This window comes from Microbacterium lacus, from assembly GCF_002812805.1.
Taxonomy (GTDB): Bacteria; Actinomycetota; Actinomycetes; order Actinomycetales; family Microbacteriaceae; genus Microbacterium; species Microbacterium lacus_A.
Genome location: NZ_NMUM01000044.1, coordinates 32,403 through 55,133, shown reverse-complemented (window position 1 = coordinate 55,133; position 22,731 = coordinate 32,403). Strand labels below are relative to the sequence as shown.

Here is a 22,731-nt window from a genome sequence, read left to right as displayed (position 1 = left end):
CATGCCGCCGACCGTAAGGGCGCCACGCAACGTCGGGACAGCCGAAACGACGCCGTAGGTAACCATGTGACGCAGTGCGTAGCCGTGTGACGTTTTGTGTTGTCTGCGCTGGCGTGAGCTGCCGGCGTGCCCGACGATTGCCCGATGACTCGACAGATCCGTTTCAATGCCTTCGACATGAACTGTGTAGCCCACCAGTCCTCGGGCATGTGGCGCCATCCGGACGATCGCTCAGCGAACTACAAAGATCTGAGCTACTGGACGGAGCTTGCCCAGCTGCTCGAGAGCGGAAACTTCGACGGCATCTTCATCGCCGATGTCCTCGGCACCTACGACGTGTACGGCGGCACGAACGAAGCCGCGATCCGGCATGGTGCCCAGGTGCCCGTGGGCGACCCGGTTCTTCTCATCTCGGCCATGGCCGCGGTGACCGAGCATCTTGGATTCGGCGTCACGGCCGGCACCGCGTACGAGCACCCCTATCCATTCGCTCGCCGGATGTCGACGCTCGATCACCTGACGAAGGGTCGCGTCGGATGGAACGTCGTGACCGGTTACCTGCCATCCGCTGCTCGCAACATGGGCAACGACGATCAGCTCGAGCACGATGAGCGTTACGAGCACGCGGACGAGTACCTCGAGGTCCTCTACAAACTGTGGGAGGGGTCCTGGGAAGACGACGCGGTCATTCGCGACCGCGAGTCAGGTGTCTTCACCGACCCGCAGAAGGTCCACGAGATCGGCCACGAGGGCAAGTACTTCACCGTCCCGGGGATCCATATCTCCGAGCCGTCGCCGCAGCGCACGCCCGTGATCTACCAGGCCGGTGCCTCCTCACGCGGCATCGAGTTCGCCGCGGGCAATGCCGAGGCGATTTTCGTCGCCGCCCCCACCAAGGCCGTTCTGAAAAACACCGTAAGCAAGATCCGCGACGCCCTCGAGGCCGCTGGTCGCGATCGATACTCGGCTCGGATCTACACGCTGCTGACGATCATCACCGACGAGACTCCCGAAAAAGCACAGGCCAAGCACGAGGACTTCCTGCAGTACGCGAACCACGAGGGCGCCCTCGTCTTCATGTCCGGATGGATGGGCATCGACCTGTCGCAGTACGAGCTCGACGAGCCGGTGGGCAACGTCAAGAGCAACGCCATCCAGTCCGTCATCGCGAACTACCAGGAGTCGGCGGAGAATGGCGAGACATTCACCGTGCGGGATATCGCTCGCATCAGCGCCATCGGTGGGCTCGGCCCCACGCTCGTGGGGTCCGGCACAGAGATCGCGGATCAGCTTCAGGAGTGGGTCGCCGAAACGGATGTGGACGGGTTCAACCTCGCTTACGCGATCACGCCGGGCACCTTCGAGGACATCGTGACGTACGTGATCCCCGAGTTGCGCGCCCGCGGTGCGTACCCGACCTCCTACGTCGAGGGAACGCTGCGCCACAAGCTGCACGGCAACGGCGATCGCTTGCCCTCCGAGCACAAGGGTGCGGGCTATCGGGTGGGTGCTCTCGCGATCTCGTGAGAGTCGCTACAGCGTGGACGGGTCGTCGGATGCCGCCGGGCTTTCGTGGCGCCGACCCTCGCCGACGTGCGCTCCCGGAAGTGGGCGGGTGGCTCCGGACGCGAAGCCGGATGCAACGATGAGCGCGACCAGGATGTAGAGGGTGTTGAGTAGACCGATGTGCTCGCTGACGAACCCGAGCAGCGGCGGCCCACACAGGAACGCGATGTAGCCGATCGTCGCGGCGGCGCTGACGCGGGCCGCGGCCCGGGCGGGGTCGTCGGCCGCTGCCGACATCCCCAGCGGGAAGCCCAGCGAAACGCCCGCACCCCAGAGCGCCGCACCGACGAAGACGAGGGGGATCGACGGCGCAAGGATGAAGAGCAAGAGACCGACCGTTGCCGCGGCCGCGAGAACGCGCAGCGTCGCGACGCGCCCGAACCGATCGACCAGCGGCCCGCCCGCGATGCGCACGACGGTCATGCTCACCGAGAACACCGCGAGCCCCGCCGCACCAAGGGCTTGGTCGGCGCCGTGGCCCTCGACCACGGTCAGCGCGAGCCAGTCGTTCGCGCCGCCCTCGGCGAAGGCCATGCCGAGCATCACGATGCCGAGCGTGTAGGTGCGCGGTTCGCGCCACGCCGACAGGGACTCGTGCAGGCGTGCACGCCAGTCGCGGCGCGGTTCACCCGACGGCGTCGGGTCCATGGCCACGATCCGGGCGGGCACGTTGGCGATGCTGACGAATGCGATGACGAGGATCACCCCGGCCATGGCCGCGGTGTGGACCAGGACGTTCAATCCCCACGTCACGGCGAGCACACCGATGCCCGCGCCCAGCACGGTTCCGAAGCTGAAGAAGGCGTGGAAGAGCGGGAGGAGTGTCTTGCCGAGTTGCTTCTCGATCACGGCGCCGTCGACGTTCATCATGACGTCGAGCGATCCGTTGCCGAGGCCGAAGAGGGCGAGGCCGAGTACGACGGCCCCATAGGAGCCCAGGGCATCCGTGCCGATTCCGATGATCGCGACGCCGATCGCGATGACGATCATCGCGACGAACATGCCGCGGCGTGCCCCGAAACGCGCGAGCACGATCGAGCTGAGCGACAGCCCGACGATCGAGGCAATTCCCGCCATGAGCAGGACGAAGCCGATCTGGATGTTGTCGATCTGGAGGGCTTCTTTGATGGCCGGAACCCGCGACGCCCACGTGGCGATCGAGAGTCCGCTCGCCGTGAAGATGGCGAAGACCGCCGTGCGCCAGCGCAACAGGGCGCGGTGGTCGAGGGGTGCGGCGAGTTCGGACATGGGCAGAGTCTATCGAATCGATTCGACGCTGCCCGGCCCGTACGGGGTACCATCGGTGGACCAATCCCGAACCCGGAGGAGCGATGGCTGCCGGAAGGCCCACGATCGCCGATGTCGCGCGTGTTGCTCAGGTGTCGCCGTCGACCGCGTCCGTGGTCTTCAGCGGCAAAGCCTCGGTGACGGATGCGACCCGCGCCCGTGTTCTCGAGGCCGCGGCGTCGCTCGGGTACACGGGCCCGGACCCTCGAGCCGCGTCGCTCCGTCGCGGGAGTAGCGGCATCGTCGGCGTGGTCTTCGAAGAACACCTCGGCGCAGCCTTTCGTGATCCGATCAAGGCGGTCATGATGGACGGGCTCGCCGAGGGGGTCTCGCCGCTCGGAGCCGGGTTGCTGCTGCTTCGCGATGATGCCGGAATCTCTCCGGACGTCGATGGGTCGGGCGCGGGCGCCGCGCACCCCCGACAGTCGGCGCCGAGTCTGCGCTCTGCCCCCGTCGACGCCGTCGTGCTGGTCGGATGCAGCGGACGTCTCGCAGACTCGCTCGCGGCCGTTCGCGGCCGGGGAATCCCCGTCGTCGTCATCGAAGGTGATGCCGGCCCCGGTATTCCGCGCGTCGAGTTGGACAATCGTGAGGCCCAGCGCCACGCCGCGCGCCACCTGCGCTCGCTCGGTCACGAGAACGTCGTGCTGCTGACCCTGCCCTTCGACGCGCGACGCTGGCGGGGATGGGTCGCTCCGGATGACTCCCGCGTCCCCGTCGTGGATGTCACGCGCGAACGACTCGCCGGTGCCCGAGACGTCTTCCCCGCGGCTCGCGTCTACGCGGCGGGCGGCAGCCTGATCGACGAAGGGCTCGCGGCCGGCCGAAGCATCCTGTCCGACGCGCACAATCGTCCCACCGCTGTCATCGCGCAGAGCGACCTGCTCGCGGCGGGCGTCGTCCGCGCCGCGGAAGAACTCGGTCTGTCGGTGCCGGCAGATGTCAGCGTGACGGGATTCGACGGCATCACCGTCGACGGATTCGCCCCGTACGAACTCACCACGCTGGTGCAACCCGCGGCGGAGAAGGGACGTGCCGCGGGCACGATCGTCACGCGGATGATCGAGGGTTTGGATGCCGCGTCGATCAGTTTCACCTGCACGTTCCGGCAGGGCAACACGACGGGTCCTCCGCCGGGCTGAGGGATTCCCGAGGACTTGTTCGAGGTCCGCGCGTCGTAGCACCGTAAGATAGGACCACTGTCCATTCCCTGAGCCACCCCGGCCGACATGACCGAGGAGACGCCCGTGCTGCTGATCCTCGCTGCGTTCGCCGTCATCTCGTTGGCAATGCCGTGGCTCGTTCGGACCCTCGGATCGCGGGCGTTCTACATCGCCGCAGCGATGGCGGCGGTGGCGTTCGTCGAGGCGGTTCTGAGGACGCCCGACGTCATCGCGGATCGGACGCCCTTCGAGTCGTTCGAGTGGATTCCCGCGCTCGGCATTTCGCTGTCGATGCGCATGGACACGCTCGCGTGGGTCATGACCCTCGTTGTCACCGGCGTGGGCGCGCTCGTGCTGCTCTATTGCCGCTGGTATTTCCGCGACAAGCCGGAGGGCCTCGGACAGTTCGCGGCGGTGCTGCTCGCATTTGCCGGAACGATGTACGGCTTGGTGCTGACGGACGACATCGTCGTGCTGGTGATGTTCTGGGAGATCACGAGCATCCTGTCGTACCTGCTGATCGGGTACTACCACCGCCGGGCCTGGAGTCGCCGCGCCGCCCTCCAAGCCCTCCTGGTCACGACCCTCGGCGGACTCGTGATGTTGATCGGGGTCGTGCTGCTGGTCGTCGACACGGGTACGTCGAGCCTGTCCGGCATCCTCGAGATCGCGCCGAGCGGGCCGGTGGTCGATGCCGCGCTCGTGCTGCTCCTCGTCGGCGCACTCAGCAAGTCGGCGATCTTCCCCTTCCACTTCTGGCTGCCGGGCGCGATGGCCGCCCCGACCCCGGTGAGCGCGTATCTGCACGCCGCCGCGATGGTGAAGGCCGGGATCTACCTGCTTGCCCGCCTCTCGCCCGTGTTCGCGGATGCCCCGCCGTGGCGGCCGATCGTCATCTCGCTGGGCGTGCTGACGATGCTGATCGGAGGCATCCAGGCGTTGCGCGAACGTGACCTGAAGCGCATCCTCGCCTTCGGTACCGTGAGCCAGCTCGGGTTCCTCACCGTTGTCCTCGGCTTCGGAACGCGCGACGCGGCGCTCGCCGGCCTTGCGCTGCTGCTCGCGCACGCGCTGTTCAAGTCCAGCCTGTTCCTGATCGTCGGTGTCATCGACCGCCAGCTCTCCACGCGCGATATCTCGGAGTTGTCGGGCCTCGGCCGTCAGGCTCCCGTGATGGCGACCTTCGCGTTCATCGCGATCGGATCGATGGCCGGGGTGATTCCTACGCTCGGCTTCGTCGCGAAAGAGGGCGTGCTCACGGCCCTTCTCGATGAGGCTCAGGGCGGCTCGGCCTGGGGCCTCGTTGCTCTGATCGGCATCCTGATCGGATCCGTGTTCACGGTCGCCTACGGCATCCGATTCCTGTGGGGCGCGTTCTTCCGTAAGCGGGACGTGCCGGTGACCGAGTGGCCCGACCCGCCGATCGGCTTCCTCGCGGCTCCCATCGTCCTCTCGGGTCTGTCGATCGTCGGTGGTTTTGCCGCACCGTGGCTGGATGTCGCGCTGCAGGGTTACGCCGACACCGCGCCGGCTTCGACGCCCGGAGTCGCGGCCCCCGAGTACGCCTACCACCTGGCGCTCTGGCACGGGCTCGAGCCCGCTCTGTTCCTCTCGCTCGCGACGCTGGTCGGCGGTGCGCTGGTCTTCGCTCTCGCGCAGGCGACGCGGTGGGATACCCGTCGGAGACTCGTGCGATTCACGGCGTCGGATGTCTATTACGAGGTCGTTCGTCAGGTCGACCGCCTCTCGGTCGCCACGACGACCCTCACGCAGCGCGGTTCGCTCCCGATCTATGTCGGCACGATCTTCGTGGTGCTCGTCGCCGCCGAGACGACCGTGATGCTCGCCTCACCGACGTGGCGCGCGCAGCTCGATGCGTGGCAGTCGCCCATCCAGCTCGTCGCCGCGCCCCTCATGATCGCCGCGGGTATCGCCGCGGTGCTCGCCCGCAAGCGGTACACCGGTGTTGTGCTCGTGTCGGTGACGGGGCTCGGCATGGTGCTGCTGTTCGCCACGAGCGGGGCGCCCGACCTCGCCCTCACGCAGATCCTCATCGAGACCGTTACGCTCGTCGCCTTCGCCCTGGTGCTGCGCCGCCTCCCCGCGCAGATGGGCGATCACAACGCCTCCGTCGCCCGGGTTCCGCGAGCCATCCTGGCTATCGGTGTCGGCGTGACGATGGCCATGGTCGCCGCGATCGCGACCGGCGCGCGCATCGAGGCACCGATATCGGAATCGTGGCCGCCGCTCGCCTACGAGCTGGGACACGGGCGCAATGTCGTGAACGTGGCTCTGGTGGACATCCGTGGGTGGGACACGATGGGCGAGCTCTCGGTGCTCGTGCTCGCGGCAACGGGAGTCGCATCCCTCGTCTTCGTCACCGATCGCGCCGACAATCTGCAGCGGCTGACCTCGGGCGTGCCCACGATGCCCGCTCGCCGCCGGCGTCGTCCGCTGGTCGAGACGCTCGCCGGCCCGCGCCCGCAGTCCGCGGCTAACGCGGGCAGCCCGCAGACGTGGCTTGTCGGTGGCCAGCGGATGCGCCCCGAAAATCGCTCGATCATCCTCGAGGTCATCGTGCGCGTGCTGTTCCACACGATCATCGTCGTCTCGATCTACCTGCTCTTCGCCGGCCACAACCTGCCGGGTGGCGGGTTCGCGGGCGGGCTCGTCGCGGGCATGGCGCTCGTCATGCGCTACGTGGCCGGTGGACGGTACGAGCTGGGAGCGGCCGCCCCGACGGATGCGGGCCGCCTGCTCGGGGCGGGCATGGCGATCGCCGTCGCCTGCGCCGTCGTCCCCCTCTTCTTCGGTGCTCCGCCGCTCACGAGCGCGTTCATCGAGGCCGAGCTGCCCGTTTTGGGCCACGTCGAATTCGTCACGACGACGATCTTCGACATCGGCGTCTACCTCGTCGTGGTGGGCCTCGTGCTCGATGTGCTGCGCAGCCTCGGCGCCGAGGTCGATCGGCAGAGCCAGCCCGTTCGCGTGGGAGAGGTGGTCAGCTGATGAACGCCTCCCTGACCCTCATCATCGTGATGGGCGCGCTCTTCGCATGCGGCGTCTACGCCATGCTCGAGCGCAGTCTCACGCGCGTGTTGATCGGATTCCTCCTGCTCGGCAATGCGGCGAACCTGTTGCTGTTGATCGTCATGGGCCAGCCCGGCATCGCCCCGTTCTACGGTTCGGGCGAGACATCCGACATGTCCGATCCGCTGCCGCAAGCCCTCACGCTCACGGCGATCGTGATCACATTCGCCATCTCGGCGTTCATGCTCGCTCTGATCTATCGGTCGTGGCAGCTCGGACAGGCCGACACCGTCATGGACGACGAGGAAGACGTCGCCCTGCGTGAGCGCGGCGTCCAGTCCGAGGACGCGATGGATGACGAGGGCTCAGCGGATGCCGAGGCCCCGACCGACTTCGTCGGTGTCGAGACCGCGCCCATCACCGTGCTGCACAGCCGGGACTTCCCGGGTCTCGTGGACGATGCGCCGACCGACAAACCCGCGACTCGTCGCCGGCCGAACGGGGGTGAGGACTCGTGAGCTCGCTCGTGCCCTTGCTCGTCGCGCTGCCGCTCATCGGTGCCGCCCTCACCCTGATCTTCGGGCGCCGTCGCCGCTTCCAGGTCGCGATCTCGGTCGTCACCCTCGCCGCTGTTCTCGTCATCGCGGCGATTCTGCTGGTGGCTGTCGACCAAGGTGAGCCCATCGCGGTGTCGGTGGGCGGATGGCCGATCCCCCTCGGAATCGTGCTCTACGTCGACCCCCTCGCCGCGCTGCTCGTGCTCGTGTCGAGCATCGTCCTGATCGCGGTTCTGCTGTTCTCCATCGGCCAGGGTGCCGCGGACGGTGACGAAGAAACACCGGTCTCGATCTTCTATCCCTCGTACCTGATCCTCGCGGCCGGAATCTTCAACGCCTTCATCGCCGGCGACCTGTTCAACCTGTACGTCGGGTTCGAGATCCTGCTCGTTGCCTCGTATGTGCTCATCACCCTCGGCAGTACCGAGTCCCGCATCCGCACGGGTGTCGTCTACATCGTCGTCTCGCTCGTCTCGTCGATCCTGTTCCTTTCGGCGATCGCCGCGATCTATGCCTCTCTCGGCACCGTGAACATGGCGCAGATCGCCGCGCGCATGGGCGAGTTGCCGCAGGACGTCCAGCTCGTGCTCCATATGCTGCTGCTCGTCGCGTTCAGCATCAAGGCGGCGGTGTTCCCGCTCTCGTTCTGGCTACCTGACTCGTATCCGACCGCGCCTGCCCCCGTCACCGCGGTGTTCGCCGGGTTGCTGACGAAGGTCGGCGTCTACGCGATCATCCGCACCGAGACGCAGATCTTCCCGAACAACGACATCAACCTGCTTCTGATGGTGATCGCGCTCGCCACGATGATCGTCGGGGTGCTGGGTGCTGTCGCGCAGGCGGAGCTCAAACGCATCCTGTCGTTCACGCTCGTCAGCCACGTCGGATACATGATCTTCGGATTGGCGATCGGCACCGCGGCCGCGTACGGAGCGACGATCTACTACATCGTCCACCACATCATCGTGCAGACGACCCTGTTCCTCGCCGTGGGGCTGATCGAGCGCCGGGCGGGCAGCACGTCGATCTTGCGGGTCAAGGGTCTGATGCGGGCGGCACCGGTGATCGCCGTGCTCTACTTCATCCCCGCGGTCAACCTCGGCGGGTTGCCACCCTTCTCAGGATTCATCGGGAAGTTCGCCCTGTTCGACGCCGGTGCTCAGGTCGGTACGCCGGTCGTTATGGTGCTCATCGTCGGCGGAATCGTGACCTCGTTGCTGACCCTCTACGCGCTCATGCGCGCCTGGAACCTGTCGTTCTGGCGCGAGGAAGAGGATTCTTCCGAGACGGAGGCGCGCATCGCGTACCTCGGCCGGTCGACGGGCGCCGCGGTCGAGACCGAGCGACGCGTCATCCCCCGCATCATGACGGCTGCGACCGGAGGGATGGTTGCGGTCACTCTCGCCCTGACGATCTTCGCCGGCCCGCTGCTCGAGATCTGCATGCGCGCGGGAGAGCTGCTGACCCAGCCGGTCACGATCACTCAGATCGATGAGGAGGCGCCATGAGTCCCGACTCCCGTGCCTCGCACGCGCGTCACGTCTGGGCGCAGCTCCCGTTCTTCGGTTGGCTGATCGCCCTGTGGATGTTGCTCTGGGGTCAGTTCACGGTGTTGGCCTTCGTCACCGGCCTGATCGTCGCTCTCGTCGTCACGCGGATCTTCCGTTTGCCGCCCGTCGATCTGTCTGGCCGCTTGAATCCCTGGTTCGGGCTGGTCTTCGTCTCGACGTTCCTCGCGGCCCTCGTGCGCGGTTCTCTTCTCGTCGCGTGGCAGGTACTCGATCTGCGGCGTCAACCGGGTGTCGCGGTCATCGCCGTACCGCTCCGCACCGACGACGACCTGATCATGAGCCACACCGCCGTCACAGCATCGTTGATTCCGGGATCGATCATCATCGAGGCCGATCGCGACCGCAGAATCCTCTATCTGCACGTGATCGGTGTGCGGAACGAGGCCGAGGTCGAACACCAACGCCGTGCCGTGCTCGGCTGGGAGGCCCGGATCGTTCGGGCCGTCGGCTCGCGCGAGCAACTGCAGGTCATCCGGGATGCCGTGATTGACACGCCGAGACAGGGCGGGGCGACCGTATGAACGTGCTTGTTGTCGTCATCCTGGTCGTCTTCGCGATCGCGGCTCTGCTCGCGCTCATTCGCATCGTGATCGGGCCGTCGATCCTCGACCGCGTCGTCGCGAGTGACGTGCTGCTGACCGAGATCATGTGCATCCTCGGGGCCGACATGGTGATCAATCAGCACACCCGTTCGCTGCCCGTGCTGCTCATCATCGCGGCCGTCGGTGTGTTCGGATCGATCTCAGTCGCCCGCTTCGTCGCGAGGAGGGACAACCCCCGATGATCGCCCTCGACTGGTTTGCAATCGCCGACACCACGGCACTCGTGCTGGTGCTGATCGGTGCTCTGCTGTGCCTCACCGCATCCATCGGTCTGCTGCGGTTTCGGGATGTGCCGACGCGCCTGCACGCCGCCACCAAGCCGCAGGTGCTGGGTCTGCTGTTGATCTGCATCGCCATCGCGCTGTCGCTGCGAGCGTGGCCCGTCGCGGCGTTCGTCGCGCCGGTGTTCCTGATCCAGCTCGCCACGGCGCCCTTGTCGGCGCACATGGTGGGTCGGGCCGCCTATCGCAACGGCACGTTCGACGAGGGCGCACTCGTCGTCGACGAACTGCGTGAGTCTCGCGAGACGCCCCCCGCAGCCGGCGGCTAAATCCGCCGCCCCGGTCAGGCAGCCGGCGGCTAAATCCGCCGCCCCGGTCAGGCAGCCGGAGGCTGAACGTCAGTCGGTGCCGGAGTCGAAAGCGGCGGCTTCGGATGCCTCATCCACCGCATCCGCGAGACGCTCGCGGTCGGGGTCGAACGGAGCCGCGTGCTCGGTGATCTCGGCGGACTCGCCCGCCTTGAGGTTGCCGACGAGCGCGGCCGTTGCGCCACCGATCATTCCCATCGCCGCGTACTGCTCGAGACGCGTGCGCGAGTCGGCGATGTCGAGGTTGCGCATCGTGAGCTGGCCGATACGGTCGGTCGGACCGAAGGCGGCGTCGCCGACACGTTCCATCGACAGCTTCTCGGGTCCGTAGGACATCACGGGGCCGGTCGTGTCGAGGATCGTGTAGTCCTCGCCGCGGCGCAACCGCAGGGTGACAGTTCCGGTGATGGTCGAACCGACCCACTTCTGGATCGACTCGCGCAGCATGAGCGACTGCGGCTCGAGCCAGCGACCCTCGTACATCAGGCGGCCGAGGCGGCGACCCTGCTCGTGGTACGTCGCGAGGGTGTCCTCGTTGACGATCGCGTTGACGAGTCGCTCGTACGCGGTGAAGAGCAGGGCCATGCCGGGGGCTTCGTAGATTCCGCGGCTCTTGGCCTCGATGATCCGGTTCTCGATCTGATCGCTCATGCCGAGCCCGTGGCGTCCACCGATCGCGTTCGCCTCGCGGACGAGTTCGACCGGTTCACCGAACTCGCGGCCGTTGATGGCGACGGGACGGCCGGCCTCGAACGTGATCGTGACATCCTCCGTGGCGATCGCGACGGATTCGTCCCAGAACCGCACACCCATGATGGGCTCGACGGTCTCGAGCGAGACGTCGAGGTGCTCGAGGGTCTTGGCCTCGTGCGTCGCACCCCAGATGTTGGCGTCGGTCGAGTACGCCTTCTCGGCGGAGTCGCGGTACGGGAAGCCGTGTGCAACGAGCCACTCGCTCATTTCTTTGCGGCCGCCGAGCTCGGTGACGAAATCGGCGTCCAGCCACGGCTTGTATATGCGCAGACGGGGGTTTGCGAGCAGGCCGTAGCGGTAGAACCGCTCGATGTCGTTGCCCTTATAGGTCGAGCCGTCGCCCCAGATGTCGACGCCGTCTTCCTTCATGGCGCGGACGAGCAGCGTGCCCGTGACCGCGCGGCCGAGCGGCGTGGTGTTGAAGTAGGTGCGTCCGCCCGAGCGGATGTGGAACGCGCCACAGGCGAGAGCGCTGAAGCCCTCTTCGACGAGGGCGGCCTTCGCGTCGACGAGGCGTGAGACCTCGGCGCCGTACTCGAGGGCACGGCCCGGAATCGCCTCGACGTCGGGTTCGTCCGGCTGACCGAGGTCGCCGGTATAGGTGCAGGGGATCGCGCCCTTGTCGCGCATCCACGCGACGGCGACCGAGGTGTCCAAGCCACCGGAGAAAGCGATGCCGACGCGCTCGCCGACGGGCAGGGACTGAAGGACCTTCGACATCCTTCGAGTCTACTGAGCGGTGTGGTCGGCCTCAGACCCACGCGCCTGCGACGCACGCCAGCGCCCGACCGCTACCGCGAGCGCCCCGACGACGATGATCCCGACGGCGATCACGACGACGTAGACCGCTACGCCGGCGTATCCGGGCGGCTGCAGTGCGGGGTTGTTCGGGTTCAGGAAGGGGTAGGGGTACCAATAGGGCTCGCCGTTGCCGGGCGACGTGACGAGCGGCCCGCGCACGAGCGTGTAGATCACCCACACGATCGGATAGATCACGATGATCCAGACCGCACGCCACGGCAGCGCCCGTCGCCGGTGGGCGAGGAAGAGATCGAGCAGCAGCACGATCGGAATCACAACGTGCATGACCTCGTTCGACCACGCCACCGTCTCGCCCTGCGGCAGCTGGATGCCGCGCAGCAACAGGTTGTAGACGATGCCGGTGATCACCATGTAGGTGGTGACGCAGACCAGCAGGATGGCGAACCAGCGCGGCTCGACATCCGTACGTCGTCCCTGCGTCCAGAACAGCAACGCACCGATTGTCAGGGTCACGGCCGCCGCGACGTTGGACTGGATGGTGAAGAAGCTGAGGAAGTTGACGACGACCGTGCCGACGGGCTGGTCCGCCGCCTCGGCGTTCGAGACGGTGCGGACGAGCTGGGCGATGATCGCGGCGACACCCGCGACGGCGGTGAGAATGCGCACGACGGCCCAGAAGTGGGCCCAGGCGGGGGATCGAAGCATGCGATCACCCTAGCGACCAGAAGTCCCGGAACGACGACGCCGGTAGGATGGTGTCTCACCCGTCCTGACAAGAAAGCCGGGGGCCCACCATGCCAGGAATCGTGATCGTCGGCGTGCAGTGGGGCGACGAAGGCAAGGGCAAAGCCACGGACCTGCTGGGCGAGCGCACCGACTGGGTCGTGAAGTTCAATGGCGGCAACAACGCCGGCCACACCGTTGTCATCGGCGACGAGAAGTACGCGCTGCATCTGCTGCCCTCGGGCATCCTCTCGCCCGGCGTCATCCCGGTGATCGGCAACGGTGTCGTCGTCGATCTCGAGGTGCTCTTCGCCGAGCTCGGCGCGCTCGCCGCCCGCGGCGTCGACACGTCGAAGCTCCGGGTCAGCGCCAACGCGCACATCATCACGCAGTACCACCGCACGCTCGACAAGGTCACCGAGCGCTTCCTCGGCAAGCGCCAGATCGGCACCACGGGACGCGGAATCGGTCCGGCGTATGCCGACAAGATCAATCGCGTGGGCATCCGCGTGCAGGACATCTTCGACGAGAACATCCTGCGGCAGAAGGTCGAGGGAGCGCTCGATCAGAAGAACCACCTCCTGGTGAAGGTGTTCAACCGTCGCGCGATCTCGGTCGACGAGGTCGTCGAGGACATGCTGTCGTACGCCGACCGCCTGCGGCCCATGGTCGCCGACACCGGACTGCTGTTGAACGACGCGCTCGACGCGGGCGATGTCGTCGTCTTCGAGGGCGGCCAGGCCACGATGCTCGACGTCGACCACGGCACGTACCCGTTCGTCACGTCGTCGTCCGCCACCGCCGGCGGCGCCGCCACGGGCTCCGGCGTGGGCCCCAACCGACTCGATCGCATCGTCGGAATCGTCAAGGCATACACGACCCGCGTCGGCTCCGGACCCTTCACCACCGAGCTGTTCGGCGACGAGGGCGACTGGCTGCGCTCGCGCGGCTTCGAGTTCGGCACGACCACGGGTCGCCCGCGCCGCGTTGGCTGGTACGACGCCCCCATCACGCGATACGCGACGCGGATCAACGGCATCACCGACCTGGTGCTGACCAAGCTCGACATCCTCACCGGTCTCGAGCAGGTTCCCGTTTGTGTCGCGTACGACGTCGATGGCGAGCGATTCGACGAGGTTCCGGTCAACCAGTCGGACTTCCACCACGCGACGCCGATCCTCGAGTACTTCCCGGGTTGGTCGGAAGACATCTCGAAGGCGCGCACGTTCGAGGACCTTCCGGTTGCGGCGCAGGATTACGTGCTGGCGCTCGAGGGCATGAGCGGCACGCGCATCTCGGTGATCGGTGTCGGCCCCGCGCGCGACCAGGTCATCGTGCGACACGACCTCGTGGACTGACATGCGGTTCTGGGTCGGGGGGTACTCCTCCGACATGGAAGGCACTGCCGAGGGCATCGGCCTGCTGACCGCGGGCGAGGATGGCTCCCCCTTCGCATCCGGCCCGCTCTCGTTTCGCGGTGCGGTGCGTCCGGCGCTCGCGTCGCCGTCGTGGATCGCGGCCCACCCCCGCCTGGACGTCGTTTATGCGGCGCTCGAGGGTGAGGGGCGGGTGGCCGCGCTGGCGCGAACCGGGGACACGTCGTTCACCGGCCTCGGTCCGTCTGTCGAGGCGGGCGAGGCGGTGTGCCACATCGCGGTCAGCCCTGGGGGCGAGTACTTGCTCGCGAGCTGCTGGGGCGATGGCCGGGTGGTGCGGATCGCTCTCGATGGCAGCGGACGCCCGACCGGACGCGCGGTTGCGCAGGCGGCGCGCGATCCGTACGGCGTCGTGGGCGCTGACCCGCGCGATCTGCCTCGCGAGGATGTCGACGACGAACCCCAAGACCCGCGGGTGGCGGCGGAACGACGCGAGGAGCGGATGTCGGGGGTGCCGGCCGACCGGGATGCCGACCGGCGCCAGGCCGCGATCGGACTCGCCGACGCCGCGGCGGCCTTACGGGCGGCTGCCGGCGCCGAGTTCGCCCACCTGATCCCTGATCACGACCGACCGACCGAGCCCGATGTGCATGGTGGCACACTGCTGACCCGCGCGGTCGACGCGGATCAGCCCGCACGAACCTCCCGTGCGCACGCGGCGGCATTCCTCCCCGACGGTCGAGCACTCACGACCGACCTCGGTTTCGACCTGGTGCGGGTGTGGCGGACAGCCGCGGGTCGCTTGGTGGCCGATCACGACGTCACCCTGCCGCGCGGGTCGGGCCCGCGGCACCTGGTCGTGCACCCGAGCGGCTTCGCCTATGTGCTGACGGAGCACTCGGCCGAGGTGTTCGTGCTGGGCGCCGACCGGGCAGGACGGTGGAGCGTGCGCGGCAGCGTCCCGGCCGCGGCGCTCACGCTTCCGGATGACGCGGGTGCTGAACTCGCGGCATCCCATGATCGTGCGTTCTTGTATGCCGGGCTGCGGGGGAGCGACACGATCGCGGTGCTGCGGGTCGTGGGCGACGGCAGCAGCCTCGAGCCCGTTGCGCTCGCCGAGTCGGGGGTCACCTGGCCCCGGCATCACCTGGTCGTGCGAGACACGTTGCTCGTCGCGGGGCAGCGCTCGGACGATGTCGTGTCGCTCTCGCTCGACATCCGCACTGGTGTGCCCAGCAAGGTGCGGCAGCGGGCGAGCGTTCCGTCACCGACCCGCATCCTGCGCGTCCGCGACTGAGGCCCCGCGCCCGTCCGCCCCGCCAACCCGCCCGGGCCAGCCCGCCCCACACGCCGAAACACCCGATTTGCCCCGAAACACCCTGTGTCGCGGGGTGTTCCGGGGCAGAATGGGTGTTTCGCCGGGGTAGAGCGAGAGCGGCTAGAGCTTGGCGTCCTGGCGCGGCACCCACACCTGCTTGATGATCAGCAGGATCGACGCCGAGACCGGAATCGCGACCAGGGCACCGATCAGGCCGAGCAGCGTGCCGCCGACGAGCGCGCCGATCACCACGAGGGCGCCCGGGATCTCGATCGTGCGGTTCATGACGCGGGGCGTCAGTACGTAGGCCTCGATCTGGATATAGGCCAGGTAGAACCCGGCGAACAGCAGTGCTGTGAGCGGGTCGGAGAACAGGGCGATGACGCTCGCGATGATCCAGTACAGAACGGGACCGATCAGCGGGATCAGGGTGATCAGGAACGCAATCACGGCCATCAGCGCCGGGAAGGGCAGGCCGAGGATCAGATGCAGGATGAAGGCGAAGATGGCGTTGGCCGTCGCCAGCACGACCATGCCGATCAAGTAGCCGCCGATCGACCCGGTGATCTGCTCGGTGAGGTCGCGCAGGCCCGGGCGGTTGCGGGCAGGCGCCAGGCGGTAGAACGCGGCCTTGATCGCCGGCATCGACGCGATGAAGTAGAGGGTCAGCACGAGCGTGATGAACGCGCCCGAAATTCCCGAGACGATGCTGATCCCGACCTGAACGGCGCCGCCACCGATTGCGGCGATGTTGCCGGGGTCGGTGATGAACGACTCGAGGTTGTTCAGCAGGTCGGGCACGGCCGCGCCGAACTGGCCCTGCAGGTAGGCGAACCAGTCGGATTGCTCGGCGGTGCTGATCAGACCCGGGATGTCGCGCACGAACTGCGAGATCTGCTGCACGACCGTCGGGATCACGAGCCACAGGATGCCCACGAGCAGCAGCGCGATACCGAGGAACACGATCGCGATCGCCCAGCCGCGCTTGACCCCGCGACGCATCAGCCAGTCGACGACCGGCTCGAGACCGAGGGCTGCGAAAAGGGCGAGCACGATGTAGATGATGACGGTCGCCAGGTTGCTGACCGCCAGGCCGAGCAGAAGGGCCGCGAGGCCACCGAGCGTCAAGGTGAACCCGACCGTGAAGGGCTGGTCGATGCGTGCCCAGAACGATCGGATCCCCGACGCGGGCGTGTCGGATGCCGGGGGCACGGGATCGGTCGTGGCGTCGCTCATGGTCACACCATACTGGGCGGTGTCAGGGGATGGTGGGCGGTGTCGTCGGACGCCAGGATCGCCGCAGCGAACGACTGGTGGGGCCGGTAGCCTCATGGGGAAGGAGGGCCCCGTGACCCACGAAAGCGATCCGCGAAACGAGCTGCTGCGCCTGCGGGCCAGCATCGACAACATCGACGCCGCGCTCGTCTACATGCTGGCCGAACGCTTCCGCTGCACCAAGCAGGTCGGCGTGCTGAAGGCGACCCACGAGATGCCGGCCTCCGACCCCACGCGCGAGATCGAACAGGTGGCTCGTCTGCGGCGTCTCGCCCTCGACGCCGATCTCGACCCCGCCTTCGCCGAGAAGTGGTTCAACTTCGTCGTGGCCGAGGTCATCCATCACCACGAGCAGGCGGCTAACGGGCGCTGAGTCGGCCGCCTCGGTCTAGCATTCGTGTCATGTCCAGCGATCTGCCCATCGGCACCCTGATCGGTACGGCCGAACCGACGACCGCGAACGTTCTCGCGACCCGACTGAACCGACACACGTTCTGGTGCGGACAGAGCGGGTCGGGCAAGACCTACGCCCTGGGCGTCCTGCTCGAGCAGGTGCTGCTGCATACGCGCCTCCCGCTGGTGATCCTCGACCCCAACTCCGACTTCGTTCGCCTGGGCGATGTGCGCGAGGGTGCTCCCGCCGAACAGGCCGCCGAACTCTCGACCCGAGACATCCGGGTCTTCCGCCCCGGACACCCGGACCATCCGTTGCACGCGCGTTTTCTAGGCATGCCCTTGCGCTCGCGCGCCGCGCTCATGCAGATCGATCCGATGGCCGACTTCGATGAGTACAACGCGATGCTGCGCTTCGAGCCCGAGATGCCCTTGGTTGAGAACGGCGATCTCGTCGGTCATCTGCGTTCGGGCGAGGGCGCGATACGGCACCGACTCGCGACGCGACTCGAGAATCTCGGGGTCGCCGACTGGGACCTCTGGGCGTGGGGCAAGCGGGCCGTCACCGACGACATCGATGAGCGTCCGGATGCGACGGTGCTCGATCTCGGTGGGTTCTCGACGCAGGCGGAGTCACGGGCCGCGGCCCTTGCCGTGCTGGATCACCTGTGGGAGCACCGCGAGGAGCGCATCGGACGCCTTGTCGTGATCGATGAGGCTCACAACCTGTGCCCGCCAGACCCGACAACGCCGGTCGAGCGATTGCTCACCGAACGGATCGTCCAGATCGCCGCCGAGGGACGCAAGTACGGTATCTGGTTGCTTCTCTCGACGCAGCGTCCGACGAAGGTCCACCCCAATGCACTCTCGCAATGCGACAACCTGGCGCTGATGCGCATGAGTTCGCCCCGGGATCTTGACGATCTGTCGGCGGTATTCGGCTACGCGCCGCAGTCGCTGCTGGAACGCTCGCCCGGTTTCGCGCAAGGCCAGGCACTGTTCGCGGGCGGTTTCGTCACCGCGCCGACGCTGGTGCAGATGGGCGAGCGTCTGACCCATGAGGGCGGCAGTGACGTGCGGGTGCCGCTGCGCTGACGAGCCGGGCCCTGGCGCGCGCTACGGAACCGCGCGCCGCAGCGGGATGAACGACGTTCCTGCGAGCACCGCGATGACGAGGATCGACCACAGGGCGAGGCTCAGCGCAGTCTGTCCGGCGAACCAGCCGAAGATCGCACCCCACGAGTCGGTCCGCCCGATCAGCCACATCGCGGCGACCAGCACCGCACCGATCGTGATCAGCGTCGCGGTCAGCCAGAAGGCCCCGAACCGCTTGTAGAGCGTGGCCGACCAGAAGCCGATCGAGAAGAACGTCATCGCGAGCAGGAAGTAGAACGCGAACGCCGCCAGCGGCCCGCCCTGCCAGATCTCCACGCCGTAGAACATCCAGCCGTTCATGCCCCAGCCATCCGTCGCCCGCTCGATCAGACCACCGATCACGAAGACGACCGAGAGGATGGCCGCGGTGATCGCCGCGGTCAGGTACGTGCCGAGGAAGAACTCGCGTCGGGTCACGCTCATCGCCTGCGAGAACGGGAAGGTGAGGGTGAGCGATTGCACGCCGACGACAAGGAAGTACCACAGTGGCGCCTGGGCACCCCCGCCGACCTTGACCCCGTCGCCAGGAATGAGCGCATATACCGCCAGCGAGAGGACGAAAGCTCCCGCGAGCACGAGCAGCGGGATCCAGATGTACGTGTTGCGGTTGATCAGCTGCATCCGGACGACGTTCAGTGTGCGGCTCATCGCAGGGCTCCCTCATCGATCGGGGCGGCGGCGGACTCCGCCGCGTGCTGGGTGATACGGACGATCAGCTGCTGCAGCGAGACGGGTGCGGCATCGAGCCCTGCCGCCGCAAGATTTTGACGATCCTCCGCTGTCAGCGCGCCGAGCACGGTCACCGAGCTGACCCGGCCGAGGCTCTCGCGATGGATGACCTCGCGGCCCGCGACGAATGCGTCGACCGCCGCCGAGTCGCCCACGATGTTGGCGGCGCGGTCGCGCACGGCATCCGTCTCTTCATCCATCACGATGCGCCCACGATCGATGACGAGGACGCGCTCGAGCAGGTTCGAGACCTCGTCGATCAGGTGCGACGACAGGATGACGGTGCGCGGATGCTCGGTGTAGTCCTCGATCAGACGGTCGTAGAAGATCTGCCGCGCGACCGCGTCGAGCCCGAGGTAGGGCTCGTCGAAGAACGTGATCTCGGCGCGCGACGCCAGGCCGATGATGACCCCGACGGCCGAGAGCTGCCCGCGCGAGAGCTTCTTGATCGCCTTCTTCTGCGGTAGCTGCAGCTCGTCGATCAGGCGGTCGGCGAGGTCCTGGTCCCAGTTCGGGAAGAAGAGTCGGGCCGCACCGAATGCGTGCTTGGGGAGAGCATCGTCGGGGTACTTCTGGCTCTCGCGCACGAAGCACATCCGCCGCAGCACCCGGGCGTTCTCATAGGGGTGCTCGCCGAACACGCGGATCTGCCCGCTTGTGGCGAAGTTCTGCGCGGTGAGGATCGACATGGCGGTGGTCTTGCCGGCGCCGTTGCGGCCGAGCAATCCGTAGATCACGTCCTTCTCGATCGTGAACGACACGTCGTCCACCGCGAGGGTGTCTCGGTATCGCTTAGTCAGGTTCTGCACCTCGATCACCGGGTTCATGGCATGGTCCTTTCGGAAGGCGCGGGAGTGCTGTCGTCGGCGCGCTCGCGGATGAGCGCGACGAGGTCGTCGGGTCCGAGACCCAGTCGGTGAGCTTCGGCGAGGAGGGGTTCGAGGTAACGATCCGAGAACGCTCCCCGCCTGACGGCGAGGACGCGTTCGCGGGCGCCGGCGGCGACGAACATGCCGATGCCCCGTCGCTTGTAAAGCACGCCCTGGTCGACGAGCATCGAAACTCCTTTCGCCGCGGTCGCGGGGTTGATGCGGTAAAACGCCGCGAGTTCGTTTGTCGACGGGGCCTGGGATTCTTCTGCAAGACTGCCGTCGACGATCTGGTCCTCGATGCTCTCGGCGATCTGCAGGAACAGGGCCCGGCCTTCTTCGATCACACATTCCTCCGGCCAGTGGGTTAGTTAGTTACATGAGTAAGTAACCATATGACCCCGAATCTGTCAAGATATGACTGAAATCGACCGTTTTGCGCCCGCTCAGATTTGCCCCATTTGCCCATGTCTGATGGTCTGGAACCAGAGGCCATGTGGCCTTCACGACCAGTCCGCGCTCGTTAGACCCCAACCCGATGGGTGTGTCAGCGAAGCGTACGGTCGGCGATCTGGGCGGTAGACCCGATGTCCACCGCCGGTGTCGCGAGAGTCCCGAACGGGATGCCCGCAGGCCGAGGATCGCCCACCCGGGCGTGACCGATGCGATCCCGTGAGCGCTGGGACGCCGAGGTAGCAACACGTGTCAACCGCGCATGCCATCGAGGCTCAAGGTCTCTACAAAGTCTTCGGCCGCAACCCCAAGCAGGCGGTCAAGCGTTTAGCCGCCGGCGAGAGCCGCACCGAGGTCGAGGACGCCGGCACCGCCGCCGTGATCGACGCGAGCTTCACGGTCGAGCGCGGCGAGATCTTCGTGATCATGGGGCTCTCCGGCTCCGGCAAGTCGACCATCATCCGCATGCTCAACGGTCTGCACGACGCCACGGCCGGCACGATCACCGTGCAGGGCCAGGCGGTGACCGACATTCCCGCCGGCAAGTTGCGAGACATCCGGCGCGATCGGATGTCGATGGTCTTCCAGCACTTCGCACTGATGCCGCACCGCACCGTCGCCGCGAACGTCGCCTACCCGCTCGAGCTCCGAGGCGTCGCCAAGGCCGAGCGCCTCGCGAAGGCAGAAGAGATCCTCGCGATGGTGGGTTTGAGCGGGTGGGGCGACAAGCTTCCCTCCGCACTCTCCGGCGGGATGCAGCAGCGCGTGGGTATCGCGCGCGCGCTCGCCGCCGACACCGACATCCTGCTGATGGACGAGGCGTTCAGCGCGCTCGACCCATTGATTCGCCGCGAAATGCAGGAGCAATTGCTGTCGCTGCAGCAGAAGCTGCAGAAGACGATCGTCTTCATCACGCACGACCTCAACGAGGCGATGTTCCTCGGCGACCGGATCGCCGTCATGCGCGACGGCCGCATCGTGCAGATCGGCACGCCCGAAGACATCCTCACCGACCCGGCAAACGACTACGTCGAGCAGTTCGTGCAGGATGTCGATCGGGCCCGCGTGCTCACCGCCGCGAACGTCATGGAGCGTCCGCGACCCGTGGTCAGCGACGGCGGCGGACCGCGCACCGCGCTGCGTCAGATGCGGGATGCGTACTCCTCGGCCGCATATGTCGTCGGCCGCGATCGGCGCCTGCTCGGCATCGTCACCGACCGTGACGCGGTCAAGCTCGTACGTCGAGGTGAGAATTCGCTCACCTCGGTCATGTCGCCCGTGCCGCAGAGTGTCTCGCAAGACGAGGTCTTGATCAACCTGTTCGTCCCCGCGGTCGAGTCGCAGCTGCCGCTCGCCGTGACGGATGACGAGGGGCGCCTCGTCGGCGTCATCCCGCGCGTCACCCTGCTGGCGGCCCTCGGCCCCGGCATGAATGAGACCTCGGAGATCACAATCCTGCCGCAGCCCATGCCCTCCACCGAGATCGATGCGCTCTTGGCGAGCTCGACCGACGGAGCGCCCGCGGTCGAAGCGTCGGCCGGCGACAGTGAGGCGGTGCGCTGATGGATGGCTTCCGCATTCCACTCGGAGACTGGATCGATACGGGCGTGGACTGGCTGCGCGACAACCTCGCGTGGCTCTTCGACATCATCACCGTGGTCGTTCGCTTTCTGGTGGACAGCCTCACCGACGGCCTCGTCGCGATTCCGATCGTCGTCGCGATCGCCCTCTTTGCGCTGCTCGGCTGGTTCTTCCGCTCGTGGCAGATGGCGCTCGGTACCGCGCTGACCTTCACGCTGATCGTCGCGATGGACCTCTGGGAGCCCGCGATGCAGACGCTCTCGCTCGTGCTGGTCGCGACGCTCGTGGCGCTGGCCATCGGAATCCCGCTGGGGATCTGGTCGGCTCGCAACGACACGGTACGGGCCATCCTCAAGCCGGTGCTGGACTTCATGCAGACGATGCCCGCCTTCGTGTACCTGATCCCCGCGATCACGTTCTTCAGCATCGGCGTCGTGCCGGGTCTGGTCGCAACGGTCATCTTCGCGTTGCCCCCGGGTGTGCGCCTGACCGAGCTCGGTATCCGCGGCGTTGACTCCGAGACCGTCGAGGCGGGGCACGCATTCGGTGCCACACCGGGACAGATCCTGCGCGGCATCCAGCTGCCCCTCGCCACGCCCACCATCATGGCCGGCGTCAACCAGGTCATCATGCTGGCCCTGTCGATGGCGGTGCTCGCCGGCATCGTCGGCGCGGACGGCCTCGGCAAGATCGTCGTGCAGTCGGTGTCGACGGTCAACCTTTCGCAGGGCGTCGAAGCAGGACTCGGTGTCGTCATCCTCGCGGTCTTCCTCGACCGCGTGACGGCAGCGCTCGGCAACCCGGGCGACTACCCCCGCTCGCTGCGAGGTGTCTGGCGGCGTCGCCGCACGGCACAGGCCACCGACTCTCGCCGCGAAGTAGGCGGCGACTCGACTGCCGCAACAGAGCAGGCGGAGCGGGAGGTCGCCTCACCGCGACGCGCTCCCGTCGGTGGCGGCGTCGTTTGACACGCCGCCAG

The 22,731-nt window shown here is 67.1% G+C and carries 21 protein-coding genes; 14 read left to right on the top strand and 7 right to left on the bottom strand.

Annotated elements, in window-relative coordinates:
- The first annotated feature begins 144 nt into the window (after nucleotides 1-144).
- Entirely contained in the window at nucleotides 145-1,527 is a 1,383-nt protein-coding gene (locus CGU34_RS15085; protein ID WP_036296640.1) for an LLM class flavin-dependent oxidoreductase, read from the top strand.
- Between the two features lie 6 nt (nucleotides 1,528-1,533).
- Here CGU34_RS15085 and CGU34_RS15080 read toward each other — a convergent pair whose 3' ends face one another.
- Complete coding sequence (locus CGU34_RS15080; RefSeq protein WP_100814576.1) at nucleotides 1,534-2,814, bottom strand: MFS transporter; 1,281 nt, start codon at nucleotides 2,812-2,814, stop codon at nucleotides 1,534-1,536.
- Between the two features lie 83 nt (nucleotides 2,815-2,897).
- Between CGU34_RS15080 and CGU34_RS15075 the strand changes: the two genes are divergently transcribed.
- The 7 genes from CGU34_RS15075 (at nucleotide 2,898) to mnhG (ending at nucleotide 10,326) form a co-directional block, all read left to right on the top strand.
- Nucleotides 2,898-3,995 carry a LacI family DNA-binding transcriptional regulator gene (locus CGU34_RS15075; RefSeq protein ID WP_100814575.1) on the top strand — a complete coding sequence of 366 codons (1,098 nt, stop codon included), beginning with the start codon at nucleotides 2,898-2,900 and terminating at the stop codon, nucleotides 3,993-3,995.
- Nucleotides 3,996-4,100: 105 nt separating this feature from the next.
- Complete coding sequence (locus CGU34_RS15070) at nucleotides 4,101-7,025, top strand: Na+/H+ antiporter subunit A (protein ID WP_100814758.1); 2,925 nt, start codon at nucleotides 4,101-4,103, stop codon at nucleotides 7,023-7,025.
- Entirely contained in the window at nucleotides 7,025-7,564 is a 540-nt protein-coding gene (locus tag CGU34_RS15065; protein ID WP_100814574.1) for a Na(+)/H(+) antiporter subunit C, read from the top strand. The genes CGU34_RS15070 and CGU34_RS15065 overlap by 1 nt, the downstream gene beginning before the upstream one ends.
- Nucleotides 7,561-9,111, top strand: coding sequence for a Na+/H+ antiporter subunit D (locus CGU34_RS15060; RefSeq protein WP_100814573.1), 1,551 nt, complete (start codon nucleotides 7,561-7,563; stop codon nucleotides 9,109-9,111). Before CGU34_RS15065 ends, CGU34_RS15060 begins: the two co-directional genes overlap by 4 nt.
- Nucleotides 9,108-9,695 (top strand): Na+/H+ antiporter subunit E, encoded by a 588-nt coding sequence (locus CGU34_RS15055; RefSeq protein WP_100814572.1) that lies wholly within the window; start codon nucleotides 9,108-9,110, stop codon nucleotides 9,693-9,695. The genes CGU34_RS15060 and CGU34_RS15055 overlap by 4 nt, the downstream gene beginning before the upstream one ends.
- Complete coding sequence (locus CGU34_RS15050) at nucleotides 9,692-9,958, top strand: monovalent cation/H+ antiporter complex subunit F (protein ID WP_100814571.1); 267 nt, start codon at nucleotides 9,692-9,694, stop codon at nucleotides 9,956-9,958. Before CGU34_RS15055 ends, CGU34_RS15050 begins: the two co-directional genes overlap by 4 nt.
- On the top strand, nucleotides 9,955-10,326 hold the full coding sequence (gene mnhG / locus CGU34_RS15045) for a monovalent cation/H(+) antiporter subunit G (RefSeq protein ID WP_100814570.1): 372 nt from the start codon (nucleotides 9,955-9,957) through the stop codon (nucleotides 10,324-10,326). The genes CGU34_RS15050 and mnhG overlap by 4 nt, the downstream gene beginning before the upstream one ends.
- A 69-nt stretch (nucleotides 10,327-10,395) precedes the next feature.
- On the opposite strand, the gene argG is transcribed toward mnhG, so the two are convergent.
- On the bottom strand, nucleotides 10,396-11,838 hold the full coding sequence (argG, locus tag CGU34_RS15040) for an argininosuccinate synthase (RefSeq protein WP_100814569.1): 1,443 nt from the start codon (nucleotides 11,836-11,838) through the stop codon (nucleotides 10,396-10,398).
- A 9-nt stretch (nucleotides 11,839-11,847) separates the two neighbouring features.
- A complete protein-coding gene (locus CGU34_RS15035) occupies nucleotides 11,848-12,585 on the bottom strand; it encodes a Pr6Pr family membrane protein (protein ID WP_198517853.1) in 738 nt (245 codons plus the stop codon).
- 89 nt (nucleotides 12,586-12,674) lie between these two features.
- Between CGU34_RS15035 and CGU34_RS15030 the strand changes: the two genes are divergently transcribed.
- Together CGU34_RS15030 and CGU34_RS15025 are read left to right on the top strand one after the other, a co-directional pair.
- Nucleotides 12,675-13,961 carry an adenylosuccinate synthase gene (locus CGU34_RS15030; protein ID WP_036296622.1) on the top strand — a complete coding sequence of 429 codons (1,287 nt, stop codon included), beginning with the start codon at nucleotides 12,675-12,677 and terminating at the stop codon, nucleotides 13,959-13,961.
- Between the two features lies 1 nt (nucleotide 13,962).
- Nucleotides 13,963-15,276, top strand: a complete 1,314-nt coding sequence (locus CGU34_RS15025) for a lactonase family protein (protein WP_036296619.1) — start codon at nucleotides 13,963-13,965, stop codon at nucleotides 15,274-15,276.
- Between the two features lie 141 nt (nucleotides 15,277-15,417).
- Here the strand turns inward: CGU34_RS15025 and CGU34_RS15020 are convergent, their stop codons facing one another.
- A complete protein-coding gene (locus tag CGU34_RS15020; RefSeq protein WP_051513143.1) occupies nucleotides 15,418-16,533 on the bottom strand; it encodes an AI-2E family transporter in 1,116 nt (371 codons plus the stop codon).
- Between the two features lie 112 nt (nucleotides 16,534-16,645).
- On the opposite strand from CGU34_RS15020, the gene CGU34_RS15015 reads away from it, so the two are divergent.
- Both CGU34_RS15015 and CGU34_RS15010 read left to right on the top strand, forming a co-directional pair.
- Nucleotides 16,646-16,945: a chorismate mutase gene (locus CGU34_RS15015; RefSeq protein ID WP_036296758.1), complete on the top strand. Its 300-nt coding sequence runs from the start codon at nucleotides 16,646-16,648 to the stop codon at nucleotides 16,943-16,945.
- A gap of 29 nt (nucleotides 16,946-16,974) precedes the next feature.
- Complete coding sequence (locus tag CGU34_RS15010) at nucleotides 16,975-18,060, top strand: ATP-binding protein (protein WP_036296617.1); 1,086 nt, start codon at nucleotides 16,975-16,977, stop codon at nucleotides 18,058-18,060.
- Between the two features lie 21 nt (nucleotides 18,061-18,081).
- On the opposite strand, the gene CGU34_RS15005 is transcribed toward CGU34_RS15010, so the two are convergent.
- From CGU34_RS15005 to CGU34_RS14995, 3 genes are read right to left on the bottom strand one after another with little or no spacing between them, the layout of a single operon-like run.
- Nucleotides 18,082-18,768: a hypothetical protein gene (locus CGU34_RS15005; RefSeq protein ID WP_036296614.1), complete on the bottom strand. Its 687-nt coding sequence runs from the start codon at nucleotides 18,766-18,768 to the stop codon at nucleotides 18,082-18,084.
- Nucleotides 18,765-19,676, bottom strand: coding sequence for an ABC transporter ATP-binding protein (locus CGU34_RS15000; protein WP_036296611.1), 912 nt, complete (start codon nucleotides 19,674-19,676; stop codon nucleotides 18,765-18,767). Before CGU34_RS15000 ends, CGU34_RS15005 begins: the two co-directional genes overlap by 4 nt.
- Nucleotides 19,673-20,065 carry a GntR family transcriptional regulator gene (locus CGU34_RS14995; RefSeq protein WP_036296609.1) on the bottom strand — a complete coding sequence of 131 codons (393 nt, stop codon included), beginning with the start codon at nucleotides 20,063-20,065 and terminating at the stop codon, nucleotides 19,673-19,675. Before CGU34_RS14995 ends, CGU34_RS15000 begins: the two co-directional genes overlap by 4 nt.
- Before the next feature lie 355 nt (nucleotides 20,066-20,420).
- Between CGU34_RS14995 and CGU34_RS14990 the strand changes: the two genes are divergently transcribed.
- Together CGU34_RS14990 and CGU34_RS14985 are read left to right on the top strand one after the other, a co-directional pair.
- Nucleotides 20,421-21,734: a quaternary amine ABC transporter ATP-binding protein gene (locus tag CGU34_RS14990; protein ID WP_100814568.1), complete on the top strand. Its 1,314-nt coding sequence runs from the start codon at nucleotides 20,421-20,423 to the stop codon at nucleotides 21,732-21,734.
- On the top strand, nucleotides 21,734-22,720 hold the full coding sequence (locus CGU34_RS14985; RefSeq protein WP_100814567.1) for an ABC transporter permease: 987 nt from the start codon (nucleotides 21,734-21,736) through the stop codon (nucleotides 22,718-22,720). The genes CGU34_RS14990 and CGU34_RS14985 overlap by 1 nt, the downstream gene beginning before the upstream one ends.
- Nucleotides 22,721-22,731: the final 11 nt, after the last annotated feature.

Bases quoted from the DNA above. Each gene is read 5' to 3' on its own strand.
- CGU34_RS15085 (WP_036296640.1), top strand. From the start codon at position 145: ATGACTCGACAGATCCGTTTCAATGCCTTCGACATGAACTGTGTAGCC.
- CGU34_RS15080 (WP_100814576.1), bottom strand. From the start codon at position 2,814: ATGTCCGAACTCGCCGCACCCCTCGACCACCGCGCCCTGTTGCGCTGG.
- CGU34_RS15075 (WP_100814575.1), top strand. From the start codon at position 2,898: ATGGCTGCCGGAAGGCCCACGATCGCCGATGTCGCGCGTGTTGCTCAG.
- CGU34_RS15065 (WP_100814574.1), top strand. From the start codon at position 7,025: ATGAACGCCTCCCTGACCCTCATCATCGTGATGGGCGCGCTCTTCGCA.
- CGU34_RS15055 (WP_100814572.1), top strand. From the start codon at position 9,108: ATGAGTCCCGACTCCCGTGCCTCGCACGCGCGTCACGTCTGGGCGCAG.
- CGU34_RS15050 (WP_100814571.1), top strand. From the start codon at position 9,692: ATGAACGTGCTTGTTGTCGTCATCCTGGTCGTCTTCGCGATCGCGGCT.
- mnhG (WP_100814570.1), top strand. From the start codon at position 9,955: ATGATCGCCCTCGACTGGTTTGCAATCGCCGACACCACGGCACTCGTG.
- argG (WP_100814569.1), bottom strand. From the start codon at position 11,838: ATGTCGAAGGTCCTTCAGTCCCTGCCCGTCGGCGAGCGCGTCGGCATC.
- CGU34_RS15035 (WP_198517853.1), bottom strand. From the start codon at position 12,585: ATGCTTCGATCCCCCGCCTGGGCCCACTTCTGGGCCGTCGTGCGCATT.
- CGU34_RS15030 (WP_036296622.1), top strand. From the start codon at position 12,675: ATGCCAGGAATCGTGATCGTCGGCGTGCAGTGGGGCGACGAAGGCAAG.
- CGU34_RS15025 (WP_036296619.1), top strand. From the start codon at position 13,963: ATGCGGTTCTGGGTCGGGGGGTACTCCTCCGACATGGAAGGCACTGCC.
- CGU34_RS15020 (WP_051513143.1), bottom strand. From the start codon at position 16,533: ATGAGCGACGCCACGACCGATCCCGTGCCCCCGGCATCCGACACGCCC.
- CGU34_RS15010 (WP_036296617.1), top strand. From the start codon at position 16,975: ATGTCCAGCGATCTGCCCATCGGCACCCTGATCGGTACGGCCGAACCG.
- CGU34_RS15005 (WP_036296614.1), bottom strand. From the start codon at position 18,768: ATGAGCCGCACACTGAACGTCGTCCGGATGCAGCTGATCAACCGCAAC.
- CGU34_RS15000 (WP_036296611.1), bottom strand. From the start codon at position 19,676: ATGAACCCGGTGATCGAGGTGCAGAACCTGACTAAGCGATACCGAGAC.
- CGU34_RS14985 (WP_100814567.1), top strand. From the start codon at position 21,734: ATGGATGGCTTCCGCATTCCACTCGGAGACTGGATCGATACGGGCGTG.